General features: G+C 38.0%; 15 protein-coding genes. 8 read left to right on the top strand and 7 right to left on the bottom strand.

All coding sequences use genetic code 11. The annotated features are described in order from the left end of the window. Nucleotides 1–12: 12 nt before the first annotated feature. From ABFY81_RS14750 to ABFY81_RS14760, 3 genes are all read right to left on the bottom strand, one after another. Nucleotides 13–837 (bottom strand): tetratricopeptide repeat protein, encoded by an 825-nt coding sequence (locus tag ABFY81_RS14750; RefSeq protein ID WP_347914058.1) that lies wholly within the window; start codon nt 835–837, stop codon nt 13–15. A 182-nt stretch (nt 838–1,019) separates the two neighbouring features. Continuing rightward, nucleotides 1,020–1,730: a DsbC family protein gene (locus tag ABFY81_RS14755; protein ID WP_004705753.1), complete on the bottom strand. Its 711-nt coding sequence runs from the start codon at nt 1,728–1,730 to the stop codon at nt 1,020–1,022. A 144-nt stretch (nt 1,731–1,874) separates the two neighbouring features. Continuing rightward, nucleotides 1,875–2,597: a folate-binding Fe/S cluster repair protein gene (locus ABFY81_RS14760; protein ID WP_200027387.1), complete on the bottom strand. Its 723-nt coding sequence runs from the start codon at nt 2,595–2,597 to the stop codon at nt 1,875–1,877. A gap of 214 nt (nt 2,598–2,811) precedes the next feature. On the opposite strand from ABFY81_RS14760, the gene ABFY81_RS14765 reads away from it, so the two are divergent. The 4 genes from ABFY81_RS14765 (at nt 2,812) to ABFY81_RS14780 (ending at nt 4,753) form a co-directional block, all read left to right on the top strand. Continuing rightward, on the top strand, nt 2,812–3,264 hold the full coding sequence (locus tag ABFY81_RS14765) for an SRPBCC family protein (protein ID WP_347914108.1): 453 nt from the start codon (nt 2,812–2,814) through the stop codon (nt 3,262–3,264). A 145-nt stretch (nt 3,265–3,409) separates the two neighbouring features. Further along, complete coding sequence (locus tag ABFY81_RS14770; protein WP_347914059.1) at nt 3,410–3,766, top strand: DUF488 domain-containing protein; 357 nt, start codon at nt 3,410–3,412, stop codon at nt 3,764–3,766. 90 nt (nt 3,767–3,856) lie between these two features. After that, complete coding sequence (locus ABFY81_RS14775; protein WP_019457546.1) at nt 3,857–4,201, top strand: zinc ribbon domain-containing protein YjdM; 345 nt, start codon at nt 3,857–3,859, stop codon at nt 4,199–4,201. 210 nt (nt 4,202–4,411) lie between these two features. Next, a complete protein-coding gene (locus tag ABFY81_RS14780; RefSeq protein WP_068936816.1) occupies nt 4,412–4,753 on the top strand; it encodes a YegP family protein in 342 nt (113 codons plus the stop codon). Between the two features lie 53 nt (nt 4,754–4,806). Here the strand turns inward: ABFY81_RS14780 and ABFY81_RS14785 are convergent, their stop codons facing one another. From ABFY81_RS14785 to ABFY81_RS14800, 4 genes are read right to left on the bottom strand one after another with little or no spacing between them, the layout of a single operon-like run. Further along, nucleotides 4,807–6,522, bottom strand: coding sequence for a proline--tRNA ligase (locus ABFY81_RS14785; RefSeq protein ID WP_039253228.1), 1,716 nt, complete (start codon nt 6,520–6,522; stop codon nt 4,807–4,809). 60 nt (nt 6,523–6,582) lie between these two features. Continuing rightward, on the bottom strand, nt 6,583–9,681 hold the full coding sequence (locus ABFY81_RS14790) for an efflux RND transporter permease subunit (RefSeq protein WP_347914060.1): 3,099 nt from the start codon (nt 9,679–9,681) through the stop codon (nt 6,583–6,585). A gap of 15 nt (nt 9,682–9,696) precedes the next feature. Then, a complete protein-coding gene (locus ABFY81_RS14795) occupies nt 9,697–10,815 on the bottom strand; it encodes an efflux RND transporter periplasmic adaptor subunit (RefSeq protein ID WP_347914061.1) in 1,119 nt (372 codons plus the stop codon). Nucleotides 10,816–10,874: 59 nt separating this feature from the next. Continuing rightward, the gene (locus ABFY81_RS14800; protein WP_347914062.1) at nt 10,875–11,513 is read right to left on the bottom strand and encodes a hypothetical protein; all 639 of its coding nucleotides are present in this window, start codon (nt 11,511–11,513) and stop codon (nt 10,875–10,877) included. Between the two features lie 283 nt (nt 11,514–11,796). Here ABFY81_RS14800 and pilG point away from each other — a divergent pair, with 283 nt between their 5' ends. Genes pilG through ABFY81_RS14820 form a run of 4 tightly spaced genes read left to right on the top strand, consistent with a single transcriptional unit; the run spans nt 11,797 to nt 15,288 of the window. Beyond that, nucleotides 11,797–12,180 (top strand): twitching motility response regulator PilG, encoded by a 384-nt coding sequence (gene pilG, locus ABFY81_RS14805; RefSeq protein WP_000389061.1) that lies wholly within the window; start codon nt 11,797–11,799, stop codon nt 12,178–12,180. Between the two features lie 23 nt (nt 12,181–12,203). After that, nucleotides 12,204–12,566 carry a response regulator gene (locus tag ABFY81_RS14810; RefSeq protein WP_004705774.1) on the top strand — a complete coding sequence of 121 codons (363 nt, stop codon included), beginning with the start codon at nt 12,204–12,206 and terminating at the stop codon, nt 12,564–12,566. 57 nt (nt 12,567–12,623) lie between these two features. Next, nucleotides 12,624–13,160 (top strand): chemotaxis protein CheW, encoded by a 537-nt coding sequence (locus tag ABFY81_RS14815; protein WP_004705775.1) that lies wholly within the window; start codon nt 12,624–12,626, stop codon nt 13,158–13,160. A 46-nt stretch (nt 13,161–13,206) separates the two neighbouring features. After that, a complete protein-coding gene (locus ABFY81_RS14820) occupies nt 13,207–15,288 on the top strand; it encodes a methyl-accepting chemotaxis protein (RefSeq protein WP_004705776.1) in 2,082 nt (693 codons plus the stop codon). Nucleotides 15,289–15,434 lie beyond the last annotated feature (146 nt).

Genomic DNA, 15,434 nt, shown 5'->3' on the forward strand with positions numbered 1-15,434 from the left:
ATTGTTTCTTTACTATTTTTTAGGCGCTGGCTGCGTAGGGGCGGCTGCAGCTTGTTTATTCTTCTCAGCAATAATCTTTTCGACTGAAGCTAAAGATTCTCTAGCGTTAGGAACATTTTGATTGGCAAGCTCAGTAAAAATCTTTTTGGCCTCAGGTAAATTTTGTGGAATGATATTGCCATTTGCCATCATAGTCGCTAAAGCCATAGACGCTGGTGCATAACCTTTTTGTGCAATTGCTTGTAAAGCTTCAATGCCTTGGCGTTTCATGAGAGGGTTTTTATTTTCAACCCCTTGGCTAATATCATAAAGTGCCTTTACTTGAATAGCAGGGTAGTTTCCTTTTCTAATTAAAGGCGCTAGCTTTTGAAGGGCAATTTGATGAGACTGTGGCTTTTTCTGAGCAAATAAAATGGTCGCAATTTTTACCGTTGCATCATCAGAGCCTTGAGCTGATGCTTTCTGTACATATTGGCTAAATTTATTACTATCTTTTGCAACACCTAATTCACCAGTTTCATAAATCTGTGCAAGTCTATAACTGGCCTGAGCATAGCCTTTATTCGAGGCGTCTTCATAATATTTCAGAGCTTTAGCATTATCTTTGGCAGTACCTTGGCCCATTTGCGTCATATAGCCTAAGTTATAGATCGCTTGAGCATTTCCTGTCTGTGCAAGACGCTGGACTTCTTGGAAAGCAGCAGGATAATTTTTTGCTGCATACAATTGTTCAGCCTGTTTAAAGACATCATTTTTTGCCACAGATGCTGTATTGTCTGCCGCAAAAATGGACGAACTTGAAATGGCGATTAGGCTGGCGATGAGTAATTTTTTCATTTCTTTTTAACCTTTTACTTCGTAGCTACATCATTCCGTTGATGTATTGAATCAACTCAACTTCTCATCATAAATAGTGATGCATGAAAGTAAACAGCCGATTTGTATATAAAACGATGTCTATAAAGCAAACTGTGGAGAAAAATGATATGCCACTCTAGCTAAGAGAGTGGCATATAGACTTATTTTACTGACTTAAGTAATGCTTCAATTTGTTTTGCATCACTTGGTACACCAGAGATTCTTTGTCCATCTTGCAAGAACAGGGTTGGTGTTCCATCGATATTTAATTTTTGGCCTAAAGCTATATTCTTTTGAATTGGGCTTGAGCAACTTTTGCTATTAGTTGGCAATTTGCGGTTAAGCATATAATTGGTCCAAGCTTCAGACGGATTCTTTGAACACCAGATTTGATTTGCAACTTTCTCAGCATTTGGGTGCAAGCTGGTCAGCGGATATAAGAATACATATACCGTTACGTTATCCACCCCAACCATATTTTGTTCTAAACGCTGACAGTAAGGGCAATCTGGGTCACTGAAAATATAAAGAGTACGCTCACCTTTACCTTTTACATATTTTATCGCCTGATTTAGGGGGAGGCTTTTGACATCAATTTTACCCAATTCGGCAATTCGTTCTTCTGTCATATTTTTTTGTTGTTTGATATCAACTAAATTGCCTACAAAAAAGTATTTAGCATCTTGATTGGTATAAACAATACGACCGCTTGTATACACTTCATAAATACCTTGCACAGGTGATTGATAAACACCTTTTACAGGTAAGTCTGGATAATTTGTCTTCAGATTTTGTTCAAGTGTTTTCACATCAGCATGAGCAGAACCGAAAAAAGCCAAACTCAACATGAGTGTAGCAAGTTTAGTTTTCATATTTTTTCTCTTAGATTTCAACCTAGATTATGATGGCATAGAAAAATTAAAAAATTGATGCCCTAATTAAATGAATTTATTAGAATTTTGTATCTATAAAAAAGCCCATAGAGTCTCCACGGGCTTTTTATTTACTAAATATAATTACTGTGGTCTAGCCACATCACCACTTAATGCTTCTGGCAAATCGAGGACTTGAAGACCGAGTTCAGCTAGAGCGGCTGGTTTTGCAACAACCAACGCAATATATCCGTCAGTGGTTTGAGTACTATTTACTACTTCAATATCGTTATTTAATTGAGTAGCTGGAGTAGGGGCTTCACCTGTACCTTGAACTAGATGCAACCAGTGTTTGGGTTTTGCTTTAAACCAAAGGCGTGCCACAATTTCTTGACCTAAGTAACAGCCTTTATCGTAATTGACGCCTTCACGTTGATGTAAACGTAATTCTTGTGGTTGGAACTCATGTTCGGTCGCTTGAGCAATCCATGCTTGCCCCGTCATGATGGCTTGTTTTTGCCATTCGGAAACATCAGTTTCTGTAGAGCTGAACTCAGTGTGACCATTTACAACTTTTGGAAACACAGCGCCTTGTTCACTTAAAGTCATTTTTGAAAATGCGCCATATTTTTTAATATGCTTGGCGAACTCTTCAGCTTGATCTTGAGTAACAACAATCTCAAAACTTTCAGCATTCAGCTTTTTCAGCCACAGGCCAAAGTGAATACGGCCTTTAAGATCACAAATGGCTGTATAGCGTGTTTCATTTTCAGCTAAACGCTCAGTATCGACAGTCACTTGACCTTGTAAAAACTTCTGTGCATCTACACCGTTTAATGCATAAGAGGAGAAAGCGAGCAGACTCATGATTAATCTCAAATTCAATATGTTTCATTATGATTGCTGACTATTTTGCTCCATTTTTACTAAAAAATCAGCCTTAGTTTTCGTAATTTAGTTTTGTTTAAAATAAGCTAACTAGGTTGAAAAAACACCAAAAATATACGTTAAAACACTTTCTAAAGTTTAAGCTAGTAAACATTATTTCTATAACTTAAATGGAATTAAAAATAAGGAGAAGATCATGGCAACAGGTACAGTAAAATTACATCGCGTATTTAAAGCACCAGCTGAACGTGTTTATCGCGCATTTCTAGACCCAGATGCTTTAGTTAAGTGGATGGCTCCTCACGGTTTTACTGCGAAAGTTCATAGTTTTGATTCAAATGTAGGTGGCTCATACAAAATGAGTTTTACTAACTTTTCGACAGGATCAACACATTCATTTGGCGGAACTTATATTGAACTCATCCCAAATGAGTTAATTCGTTATAACGATCAATTCGATGATGCAAATTTACCTGGTACGATGCAGGTGACTATTACATTAAAAAGTGTATTAGTAGGTACAGAGGTGCATATTACCCAAGAAGGAATACCGGAAGTTATTCCTGTAGAGGCGTGTTATTTAGGATGGCAGGAGTCTTTGTCGTTATTAACACTGTTAGTAGAAGCCGAAATCCCAGATCAGTAATCGTCTTTTTAAATTTGGGCACCCTAAAGAAAAAAGTGAGTAGAGAACTACTCACTTTTTTCTTTTTAATTACGATTAAAAGAGAACAAAATATTAAATGTGTTGATGAGGCCTAAACAATAAGGCTGTCTAGTGAGAAAAAGAGATGGAAATACACATTAAAAGAATTTATGAACATGTAAGTGCCAATGATGGAAAACGAATATTAGTTGATCGGCTATGGAGTCGAGGGATAAGTAAAGAAAATGCCCATTTAGATTTATGGTTAAAAGAAATAGCCCCCTCAACTGAACTGCGTAAGTGGTTTCATGTAGAGTCCTTAGAGCATTGGAGTGAGTTCAAACAGCGCTATTTAAAAGAACTAGAATCAAACCCAGCAGTTAAAGAGTTACAAGACATTGTGTCCAAGCATAAAGTTACTCTTTTATATTCGGCAAAAGATGTGGAGCATAACCATGCGATTATTTTAAGAGACTATTTATTAGAGGAAGAGAAGAAATGAATATATAAATTTTTTTTTGGTAAAAGTCTTTTATTTAAAACTTTAAAAAATGAGTCATATCTCGCATAATATACTTTTTGAGATTTTTTTATGTCTTTGCCAAATTGCCCAAAATGCCAATCAGAATATACCTATCAAGACGGCGACTTATTAATTTGTCCTGAATGCTCACATGAGTGGAAGGAAGGGGAAGCTTCAATTGCTGATGAACAAGAAGTGATTAAAGATGCAAATGGTAATGTCTTGGCAGATGGTGATAGTGTCACTGTGATAAAAGACTTAAAAATTAAAGGTTCATCTTCGGTTGTTAAAGTGGGAACAAAAGTAAAAACAATTCGTTTAGTTCCAGATGCAAGTGATGGCCATAATATTGATTGCAAAATTGATGGTATTGGTCAGATGAAATTAAAATCTGAATTTGTAAAAAAAGCTTAATTTGTTAATTTTAATTACATTTTGGTAGGGGCGCTCATGTAGCCTCTACCTTTTTAACTTTCAACATCCTTATAATTTTATTACGATAATGTATAAAAAGTAGTCTATCTAAAATTACACACCTCATTTATATTGTCATCAATAACAAATAACTTTCGTCCAGAATAATAACGAAAGTCATACCCACATCAACAAAAAAACGAGGTTCTTATGGCAGGATGGTACGAGATTTCACAAGCGAGTGATGGACAATATCGCTTTGTACTCAAGGCTGGTAATGGCGAAATTATTTTAAATAGTGAGCTATATAAAGCGAAAGCATCAGCAGTCAATGGTATTGAGTCAGTTCAAAAAAATAGTGGTGACGATGGGCGATATGACCGTTTAACTGCAAAGAATGGGAAACCTTACTTCAATTTAAAAGCAGCCAATCATCAAATTATTGGTACAAGTCAGTTCTACGCGAGCGAAGCATCACGTGACAAAGGAATTGAATCGGTTAAAACCAATGGATCTTCGGCAACCATTAAAGACTTAACGGTTGAGGCGTAAAATTAAATGTAAAAAAGCAGCTTCTAAAAGCTGCTTTTTTATTTATGTATTTATTAACGAGCTAATTTAGCTGCAAGTTCTTCTTTGGTTAAATTGCTCGCTTCAGCATCGCGACGACCTTTATATTCAAAAGTACCAGCATCAAGACCTTTTTCACCAATTACGATACGGTGTGGAATACCCATTAACTCAAGGTCAGAGAATTTAACGCCCGGACGTTCGTTACGGTCATCAAGTAATACATCAAAACCTTGAGCTTGAAGTTCTGCATAAAGTGCTTCAGCTGCTTCAAGAGTACGAGGTGATTTGTGTGCATTCATTGGAACAATTGCGATTTCAAAAGGTGCAATCGCTTGTGGCCAAATAATACCTTTGTCATCGTAGTTTTGTTCAATTGCAGCTGCAACTACACGTGTTACACCAATACCGTAGCATCCCATGGTTACTGTAAATGGCTTACCATCTTCACCTAAAACTTTACAACCTAAAGCTTCAGAGTACTTAGTACCAAGCTGGAAAATATGACCTACTTCAATACCGCGTTTAATTTGGATTGTGCCTTTACCATCTGGAGATGGGTCGCCTTCAACCACATTACGTAAATCAAAGACTTCAGTGATTTGCGCATCACGTTCCCAGTTTACGCCCACAGCGTGTTTGTCAGCTTCATTTGCACCAGCAACGAAGTCAGAAAGAACAGATGCAGCGCGATCAACAATAACAGTTAAGCCTTTTTCAACTAAACCTTGTGGACCTGTAAAGCCAGCCGTTAAACCAAATGCTTGAAGTTGCTCTTCAGTTGCAAATGTAAGAGGGGCAGCAACTAAAGGATGCTTCTCAGCTTTAATTTCATTCAGTTCGTGATCGCCACGTAAGAATAGGGCAACCACAGGAACATTGCCTTTTTCATCAGCAATACCTTGAACCAATAATGCTTTTACTGATTGTTTAGGATCAGCATTTAAGAATTGGCAAACATCATCAATTGTTTTTTGGTTTGGTGTTTCAACCAATTTAAATTCTTGTGTAGGTGCTGCACGCTCACCCACTAAAACAGCCTCAGCCATTTCAACGTTTGCCGCATAATCAGATTCAGTTGAAAATGCGATGTCATCTTCACCACTTGAAGCCAATACATGGAACTCATGTGAAGCTGAACCACCAATCGAGCCAGTATCCGCTTGTACTGGGCGGAAGTCTAAACCTAAGCGAGTAAAAATACGGCTATAAGTGTCATACATTACATCATAAGTTTCTTGTAATGATTCTTGAGTTGCATGGAAAGAATAAGCATCTTTCATAATGAACTCGCGTGAACGCATTACACCAAAACGTGGACGAATTTCATCACGGAATTTGGTTTGAATTTGATAGAAATTTACAGGAAGTTGTTTATAACTTTTTAGCTCGTTACGTGCTAAATCGGTAATTACTTCTTCATGTGTAGGACCAAGCACAAACGGGTTGTCGTGACGATCTTTGAAGCGTAATAATTCAGGGCCGTATTGTTCATAACGACCTGATTCTTCCCACAAGCTTGCGGGTTGAGTCACGGGCATGAACACTTCCATAGCACCTGAACGATTCATTTCTTCACGAACAATCGCATCAACTTTTTTAAGCACACGTGTTCCCATCGGCAGCCATGTATATAAACCAGATGCCAATTTACGAATCATCCCCGCACGTAACATGAGCTGATGTGAAATCACTTCAGCATCGTTTGGGGTTTCTCTCAACGTTGCAAATAAAAAGCGGCTTGCGCGCATGGAAAAAGTCCTAAAAAAGTTAAGCGTTATAAAAACGCAGATTATACGATAGTCGCTGCATTATGACATGAATCGTCGAGTTTGACGCAGCAGAAAGTTTTTCAAGTCATCCAGATAAGTGAAAATGACGGGTACAACTACTAGTGTCAACAGGGTAGAGGTGATTACTCCACCAATAACAGCATGAGCCATTGGTGCACTTTGCTCTCCACCTTCACCCAAGCCTAGAGCTAATGGAACCATACCCATGACCATAGCACTTGTAGTCATTAAGATTGGGCGTAAACGGGTTTTACCCGCTTGTAAAATAGCATCATAACGATTTTCCCCATGTTCCATGGACTTTTTAATAAAGTCGATAAGTAAAATCGCGTTTTTGGTTACCAGCCCCATAAGCATAATGATGCCAATAATCGAAAATAGATTTAGGGTACTTCTAAACAAGAAGAGGGCAAGAAATACCCCAATCAATGACAGCGGCAAAGATGCCATAATCGCAGCTGGGTGAATAAAACTATTAAACTGAGAACCTAAAACAATATAAATAAATACAATGGAAAGCGTAATAGCAGTTAATGCATAACCTGCAGACTCGGCCATGTCGGCATTAGCCCCTTGGGTATTGAAGGTATAACCAGCAGGCAACTTAAATGCTTTTTGCATTTTATCAATATCTTTCCCGATATCTCCACTTGGGCGTCCAGATGTATTAGCTTGAATGAGTACTTCACGTTCAAGATCGCGTCGATTAATTTGTGACGCGCCGAGTTTTTCCTCAGTTGTTGCTACCGTACTCAATGGAACTAATATTGGTTGTCCATTTGCACCAGTTTTGTTTGAGTTGATATATAGATTTTGAACGTCCTGAGGAAGCATGCGTTTGTCTTCATTTAACCGAATATTAACGTCATAGGTTTCGCCGTCACGATCTTCCCACGTTGTGACATTATCGCCTGCAATTAATGGACGGATTGCATTGGCAACTTGGGAAACAGACAAGCCTAAGTCACTTGCCAATACACGATTAATATGAACACCTAAAGTTGGTTTTGGCTCTTTTAAAGAGCTTTCTAAATCGACTACACCTTTAATTTTGCCCATTTCAGTCATAAACCGATTTGAAATTTTTTGCAGCTCATTCAGGTCAGTTCCCTTAATGGAAATCATGATAGGTTTTTGACCACCAGAAACTGAATCTTGAGCAGCAGCAACGGAAGTAACATGAATACCCGCTACGGTTTGCAAACGATCACGGAACTCATTGTTGAGCGTTGCTAAGTCTGAACTACGTTCTTGTTTTGGTTTTAAAGTCACTCCTAAACCCGCATGGTTTTTCCCAGAGTTTATTGTGCTATTTACAACCCCGTAGGTAGAAATAACATCAGGGAATTGCCTAATAATTTGATCGACTTGATGTAGTTTGGCTTGGGTATATTCCAAAGAGGAATCGACAGGAGTCTCGAACTGAATACGAATTTCGCCTTTATCTGGGACTGGTACAAATTCGGTTCCAATAAGCTTTGATAAACCTAAGGCAGCGAATAGTGAACCAATCGCAATAATGACTGTAATAAAACGAAAGCGCAGAGCAAGCTTCAACAACTTTTCATAAATATGGGTAAGGCCATCTAATAATTTAGAAATACGATTAAAGAAACGTTGTAGTCGACTTTCTTTTTTCTTTACTGGGTCTTTCCAATGTGCTGAAAGCATTGGGTCGAGTGTAAAACTGATAAACATGGAAATAAGAACAGCTGTACTTACAGTTACCCCAAACTGGTAGAAGAAACGGCCAATTAATCCCCCCATGAAAGCAACAGGTAAAAATACTGCCACAATGGTAAGTGTGGTTGCGAGTACGGCTAAACCAATTTCTTTGGTGCCATCTAAAGCCGCGGTGACATGGTCTTTGCCAAGCTCAGTATGTCTAACTATGTTTTCTCGAACTACAATCGCGTCATCAATTAACAGACCAATACTCAGTGACAGGGCTAACAGCGTCATCATGTTAATACTGAAACCAAAAGCCCAAATGAAGGTTAATGTTCCCAGTAGGGTAATCGGTAAAGTTAAACCTGTAATGACGGTAGAACGGAAAGAACCCAAAAAGAGTAAAACAATTAAAACTGCTAAGCCTGCCCCTTCAAGAATGGTACGAACTACATCTTTAATTGAAGCGCGAATACCTTTGGAGCTGTCTGCCACGACTTTATAATTTAAACCCGCAGGCATTTGAGCTTTTAGCTTCTCTAACGTTTGGTAAGTTTTATCGACGACTTGAATTACATTAGCATCGGAACTTTTTAAAATGTCGACTGAGACAGCCGTTCTTCCGTTATAAAAAGCACTGGATTGCAGTTCTGCTTGAGTATCTTCAATAGTTGCCACTTGTTTTAGAAAAATAGGGGAACCATTTTTATTGGCAATAACCAAATCACCAAAACCAAAAGGATGAATAACTTTTGATTGAATCTGTACAACGAGTTCAGAATTCTTTTGCTGTAAAGTTCCCGCAGGGACTTCTATATTTTCATTTTTTAGCGTGTTAATAACCTGATCAATGCCAATACCGTAGCTTTGCAATTGTTCAGGATGGATTTTTATACGAATTTGACGTTTAGCATCGCCAAGTAGATTGACATTACCTACACCAGAAACGGTTTTAAGCTGAGGCACAATTTTTTTGTCTACGTATGAACTTAATTGAGCCAAGCTCATCGTATTCGACTCAAACACCACCGACATAATTGGGCTAGATGAAGGATCGTATCGTTGCACAATCGGCGTATCAATTTCATCACGAAATTGAGCGATAACTGGAGCAATTTTGTCGCGCACATCTTGTGCTGCAATTGCAGAAGAGGTATCAAGATTAAACTCGGCAATCACCATCGAAGACCCTTCACTTGAACGTGAAGTAATTTGTTTAATGCCTGAAATCGTATTGATTTGATCTTCGAGTTTTTTGGTAATATCTGACTCAACCGCTTCAGGTGAGGCACCAGCATATTGCGTGGTAACGACTACGAATGGGAAATCTACATTAGGAAACTCTTCAACCGTCATGCGTTTCCAAGAGGCTAACCCGAGTACCATTAAGCACAGCATCATCATAATGGTAAAAACGGGGTACTTCACACTGATTCGGGTAAACCACATAAGCTATTTGCTACCTTATTTATTTTTTTCGGCTGTAAGCGTTACTTTTTTATTGATATCAGAATCTTCAAACTGGATACGACTTACCTGATCTGTACTTTGTAAACCTTGTACCAAAGCAATGTTTTCATAGTAACGTTGCTCAACTACGCGAATCTTGACCTTTTGAATAGTCTGATTGCGTATTACCCATACGAAAGGATCTTGTTGCAGGTTTTGAATACTATCTAAAGGAATGGTTTGTCCTTGATTGCGATCATTTTGCAAAATAATGCCATTAATAAATGCGCCGATACTTAATGAGTCAATCGCTTCTTTAGGAGCCGCAAAGAATTCAATTTGACGACTATCTTGGTCTGCTACAGGTGAGACCCGAGTCAGTATGGCATGTAATTGTTTTGAATTACCCTGAATCTGATATTGAATAGAGCTACCCACTTTTAATGCAGATTGTTGCTCAATAGGCAACTTTGCTTGTATTTCTAATTGATCAGGATTAACGATTTCAAATAGTGTTTGCCCAACCGATACAGTTTGTCCCGGTTCAACTTGTCGTTTAGTAATTACACCTGAAATAGGACTCGTAATAATGCCATCTCGGTTAGCTTTTTTAGCAATATCAACATTCGCTTGCTGGGCTCTAACACTTTCAAGTTGACCCTTATAATCCACCTGACTCTGTTCAAACTCTACACGGGCAATAAAGCCTTGATTGAATAATCTTTGTTTTCGATTCATTAAATTACGTGAAAGCTCTGCTTGTGCTTGAGCAGAAACAAGATTAGCTTCTGCTTGAGCTAAACGTGCAGCATTGTCTTGATTATTCAACCTGACTAATACTTGGCCTTTTTGTACTTTTTGACCTACATTTGCATTAACGGATGTTGCTGTCGCACTGACTTGAGCTTGAATAGAACTTTGTTGTACTGCACGAATAGTTCCTGTAAAAGAGGTCTGAGTAGCTACGGAGCCTTCTTTTATAGAAATTAAATCTTGAGGGATAAGTTCAATTTTTTTAGGTTCAGATGCTGTTGTTTTTGGTGCGTCTTGCTGATGACATGCAGCTAAAATCAAACTCAGGCTAATTAAGCTTAATTTAAAAAAAGTAGAAGGGGTAAGATGCGTTGTGCGCATACAGCATCATCCTGTAGTTCAAATTTTATTTTGCCCCTATTCTTGATAAAGCTGTGCGCTTATTCAAGCTTTTTTAAACGTTCGATAATATTTTCATACTCATTGTTGGCGTGATTATAATTTTTTGAAAGTAATTCAAGTGTTTGTTTAACCTTGAGAATATTGGTTAGATTGTTTTCAATCAATGCTTTAAGCCTCTCAGGAACTTTTTCACCTTTACGAAAATATTCCATTTCCTGACGTTTAAATAAAATTTTATCTTGTTGCAAGTGGTTGAGTTGTTCTTGCTGATAATTCATTTGTTTTTTAATTGCTAATAGAGCTTGGTCCCTTTTAATCACAGCAGTTTTACTATTGCTATATGCCTTTTTTAATTTGTTATCTTCTTCTCTGTATCGGGCTGATAATGCGCGTTGTGACGATTGATTTAGATCAGTCTCTGAATTATAGGGATGACTTCTTTTTATCACCTGCATATTTTGGTCGAGTGCTTCATAACCATGACGGATATGTGCAGGAGTTACGGATGTACTGATATTAGCAATCCCATGTTGGTCATAATAGCGATACCAAACAGCTTTAGGGGCATCATTTGCGGCAAACGTTGGGAAAGATAAAAACAGTGCTCCACAAGAAGCAATGCCTATAAATACAGACAAGCAGTTTCTATAAAAGGCGTATTTCACCCGCTTATTCATAAAATTCCCCAAAAAAAGAAAGCTAAGCCGCTTATTTTTAAATAGTTAATCTTAAATATATTAGTTATTATTTAACTGAATAAAAATATTAATATTATAAAAAAAATGATAATTTTTTCGAAAGTGTGATGAGGTTAAAAGTTATTGTTTATAAATGAGAAAGTAGACAAAAACCTTTCATTGAAAATAGAAGTATAGATATGTTAAAAATGCGTATAAATCTGTAAAAACAAATTTAAGTTAAATTGCATTTATATTTTATGTTATGGGGATGGAAGATTAAATGGAAGATGCGTTCCAAAATCTGAAAGTAATGGTTATTGATGACTCAAAAACTATTCGCCGTACAGCAGAAACATTATTGCAACGAGAAGGTTGTGAAGTGATTACTGCTGTCGATGGATTTGAAGCTTTATCTAAAATTGCTGAAGCGAATCCAGATATCGTTTTTGTAGATATCATGATGCCTCGTTTAGACGGTTATCAAACTTGTGCTCTGATTAAGAACTCTCAAAATTATCAGAACATTCCCGTTATCATGCTCTCAAGTAAAGATGGTCTATTTGATCAGGCAAAAGGGCGTGTGGTAGGTTCAGATGAATACTTGACGAAACCATTTAGCAAAGATGAATTGCTAAATGCGATTCGTAATCATGTAAGTTCATAATTAAGTAATTTAAGGGCAAAGAAATGGCACGTATTCTTATTGTTGATGACTCACCAACAGAAACTTATCGTTTTAGAGAGATCTTAACCAAGCATGGTTATGATGTACTTGAAGCATCTAATGGTGCGGATGGTGTAACTTTGGCAAAAGCAGAACAGCCTGATTTAGTGTTAATGGATGTTGTAATGCCTGGTGTAAATGGCTTTCAAGCAACACGTCAGATTACTCGTGATGAAGACACTAAGCATATTCCAGTTGTTATTGTGAGTACTAAAGATCAGGCAACTGACCGAGTATGGGGAAAACGTCAAGGCGCGCTTGATTACTTAATTAAGCCGATTGAAGAAAAGCAATTGATTGATGTAATTAAACAATTTCTAAATTAACTCATCCATCCATAAAAACATAAACGGCGGGTCTAAGCCCGTCTTATAGGATCGAGTATGGCCGCGAACGGATTTATCGAGTTACTTCGTTTATCTAAACGAGGTAATAAGAATTACGCTTCAGTCCAAAATGAAGCAGAGCGATGGTCAGGAATTGCTTTTGAAATGAGAGGGCAATACTTCGTCGCACCACTTGGGGAAGTGTCAGAAGTTATCTATCCACCAAAATATACACCTGTTCCAAATACCCAAAGTTGGGTAAAAGGATTGGCAAACATTCGGGGAAGGTTACTTTCGGTTTCAGACTTGGCACATTTTATTTCAGGGCAACGAAGTGCATTTTCGGCTGCCCAAAAAGTGTTATGTATTAGCCATCAAGATCAGTATGTGGGACTGGTTGTTGATCAGGTTTTGGGGATCCAACACTTTAATAAAAAAAGCTTTTTTTCTCAAAGTTTAAACTTGGAGGAAAATTTAAAAGAATATTGTCAGGGGTATTTTCACCAGCATAATCAGCACTGGCACGTCTTTTTATTTAGTCGACTATTGCAAAACCCACATTACATGAATGCATCGACAAAATTTATAAACTAATTTTTATGCTGTTAATAAACAGTATATTTTTCTGGGGAGAAGCTGTATGGGCTTTAAACTTAAAAAGAAAAGTGGCAATCGTAGTGTAAACGAAAAATCGAATGTCAACTTTGTTGCGAAAATCCAGTCACAAATTGAGCAATATGCCAGTTTATTTGGGGAAAGTAAAAAGTCCAAGCCTATCCTTTATGTAGCATCTGTATGTTTAGTAGTAGCTTCAACTTCGCTTGCTTATTTATTCTATAGTGTACCTCGCCATAACGAATTAACACGTAGTATGGGTGAGCTGCGCTTATTATCACAAACCATTTCTAGACAGGCTACGGAAGCAACAGCTTCTGGATCACCTGAAGCGATGAAAGAGTTGGTTGCATCGCGTCAACTTTTTGCCAAAAATATAAAAAATGTCGAAGACATTTATGGTACATCTTCAAAAGAATACAAAAAAGTAGCTGGCTTGTGGAAATCTTTGGCTTATGACATTGATTTGATCTCGTCACAACAGGACGTAATTAACCAGTTATATAATATGAATATCTCGATTAGTGACTCTATTCCTGAGATTCAAGCTGAATATAACTTGATGGTTGATAAGATGGTTCGTGAAAAAGTATCAAGTAATCAGGTCGTGGTTGCTAAAAACCAGGTATTTATTGCGGAACGTATTCTACGATCTATTAACTCCGTTTTCGTTGGTACAGAGAACTCTGAGAACTCAGCGCATGACTTTAGTGTCGATATCGAGACTTTTGGTGTGTACTTAGATGCGCAGCTAAACGGAAATGCTGAATTAGGCGTAGCTAAAGTTGATTCTCCTGAAGTGCGTGAATCTTTGGAAGGCATTAAAACTGAGTACGATAAAGTTTTAAAATCTGCCGCGACATCAGTTCTTAAACATACCAACCAGATCGTAAACGTACGTCAATCATCTAGTGAGATCTTCTCTCAATCTGATGCAATGTTAAACGCATTAGGTGATCTTTCAGATCAAACACAGTATGGTTGGCAGGCTTTTGCATTAGTTGCATTGCTTACATTATCGCTTCTTGGCTTAATTGGTTCTGTCTTAAAACTTTTATCACTTCGTAGTAAAGCAGATAAGCAGCGTGTAGCGACATTACAAGAAGAATATGATCGTAACCAGAATGCGATTTTACGTTTACTCGATGAAATTGCCGATCTTGCAGATGGTGACTTGCGTTCATATGCAACGGTATCTGAAGACTTTACTGGTGCGATTGCCGACTCGATTAACTTTGCGATTGACCAATTACGTGACCTCGTATCTCGAATTCACGAAACTTCTCAAGAAGTTGCTCGTTATACACAAGATACTCAGAGCATTACTAACCAGTTAGCAGAAGCATCTGAGCACCAAGCACAAGAAATTGCGGGTGCATCAACTGCAATGAACGAAATGGCATTGTCTATTGACCAAGTATCTGCCAACGCTTCTGAATCTGCCAATGTAGCACAACGTTCGGTATCTATTGCATCTAATGGTGCACAAGTCGTAAACCGTTCTATTGAGGGTATGGATACCATTCGTGAACAGATTCAGGAAACTTCAAAACGTATTAAACGTTTGGGTGAGTCTTCACAAGAAATTGGTAACATCGTATCGCTTATTAACGATATTGCAGACCAAACAAACATTCTTGCATTAAATGCAGCAATTCAAGCATCTATGGCTGGTGAAGCAGGTCGTGGTTTCGCCGTGGTTGCCGATGAAGTCCAACGTCTTGCAGAACGTTCTGCTTCAGCAACTAAACAGATTGAAACGCTTGTTAAAACGATTCAAACGGATACCAACGAAGCCGTAATCTCGATGGAACAAACGACAACTGAGGTTGTTCGTGGTGCTAACTTGGCGAAAGATGCGGGTATTGCACTTGATGAAATTCAAAAAGTATCGGGTGACTTGGCAAACTTAATTGCGAGCATTTCTGATGCTGCAAAACTTCAGTCAGCATCTGCGAGTCATATTGCCGCAACCATGACAGTCGTACAAGAAATTACTTCACAAACAACAACAGCAACCTTCGATACTGCTCGTTCTGTATCTGAATTGGCGAACATGTCGGAGTCATTACGTGAGTCAGTAACGGACTTTAAATTACCTGACTAAATTGGGGGATGAGAATAGCTATTCTTATAATAGCTATTCTTTTAAAAGTATGAGCAGCGCCAGACAAATATTGGGGAAATAGCTATTTTTCTGGTGTTGACTCTGTAGTTTTCCCCACTCAGGGGGTAAGCAAAAGAAGCCTTTGC

The sequence above is a fragment of the Acinetobacter sp. WA-87 genome, from assembly GCF_039938935.1.
GTDB classification, from domain to species: Bacteria; Pseudomonadota; Gammaproteobacteria; order Pseudomonadales; family Moraxellaceae; genus Acinetobacter; species Acinetobacter seifertii.

Excerpts from the sequence above, each read along its gene's own strand:
- ABFY81_RS14770 (WP_347914059.1), top strand. The coding sequence starts at position 3,410 with ATGGAAATACACATTAAAAGAATTTATGAACATGTAAGTGCCAATGAT.
- ABFY81_RS14815 (WP_004705775.1), top strand. The coding sequence starts at position 12,624 with ATGGCCGCGAACGGATTTATCGAGTTACTTCGTTTATCTAAACGAGGT.
- ABFY81_RS14795 (WP_347914061.1), bottom strand. The coding sequence starts at position 10,815 with ATGCGCACAACGCATCTTACCCCTTCTACTTTTTTTAAATTAAGCTTA.
- ABFY81_RS14760 (WP_200027387.1), bottom strand. The coding sequence starts at position 2,597 with ATGAGTCTGCTCGCTTTCTCCTCTTATGCATTAAACGGTGTAGATGCA.
- ABFY81_RS14775 (WP_019457546.1), top strand. The coding sequence starts at position 3,857 with ATGTCTTTGCCAAATTGCCCAAAATGCCAATCAGAATATACCTATCAA.
- ABFY81_RS14785 (WP_039253228.1), bottom strand. The coding sequence starts at position 6,522 with ATGCGCGCAAGCCGCTTTTTATTTGCAACGTTGAGAGAAACCCCAAAC.
- ABFY81_RS14750 (WP_347914058.1), bottom strand. The coding sequence starts at position 837 with ATGAAAAAATTACTCATCGCCAGCCTAATCGCCATTTCAAGTTCGTCC.
- pilG (WP_000389061.1), top strand. The coding sequence starts at position 11,797 with ATGGAAGATGCGTTCCAAAATCTGAAAGTAATGGTTATTGATGACTCA.
- ABFY81_RS14800 (WP_347914062.1), bottom strand. The coding sequence starts at position 11,513 with ATGAATAAGCGGGTGAAATACGCCTTTTATAGAAACTGCTTGTCTGTA.
- ABFY81_RS14820 (WP_004705776.1), top strand. The coding sequence starts at position 13,207 with ATGGGCTTTAAACTTAAAAAGAAAAGTGGCAATCGTAGTGTAAACGAA.
- ABFY81_RS14810 (WP_004705774.1), top strand. The coding sequence starts at position 12,204 with ATGGCACGTATTCTTATTGTTGATGACTCACCAACAGAAACTTATCGT.
- ABFY81_RS14780 (WP_068936816.1), top strand. The coding sequence starts at position 4,412 with ATGGCAGGATGGTACGAGATTTCACAAGCGAGTGATGGACAATATCGC.
- ABFY81_RS14790 (WP_347914060.1), bottom strand. The coding sequence starts at position 9,681 with ATGTGGTTTACCCGAATCAGTGTGAAGTACCCCGTTTTTACCATTATG.
- ABFY81_RS14755 (WP_004705753.1), bottom strand. The coding sequence starts at position 1,730 with ATGAAAACTAAACTTGCTACACTCATGTTGAGTTTGGCTTTTTTCGGT.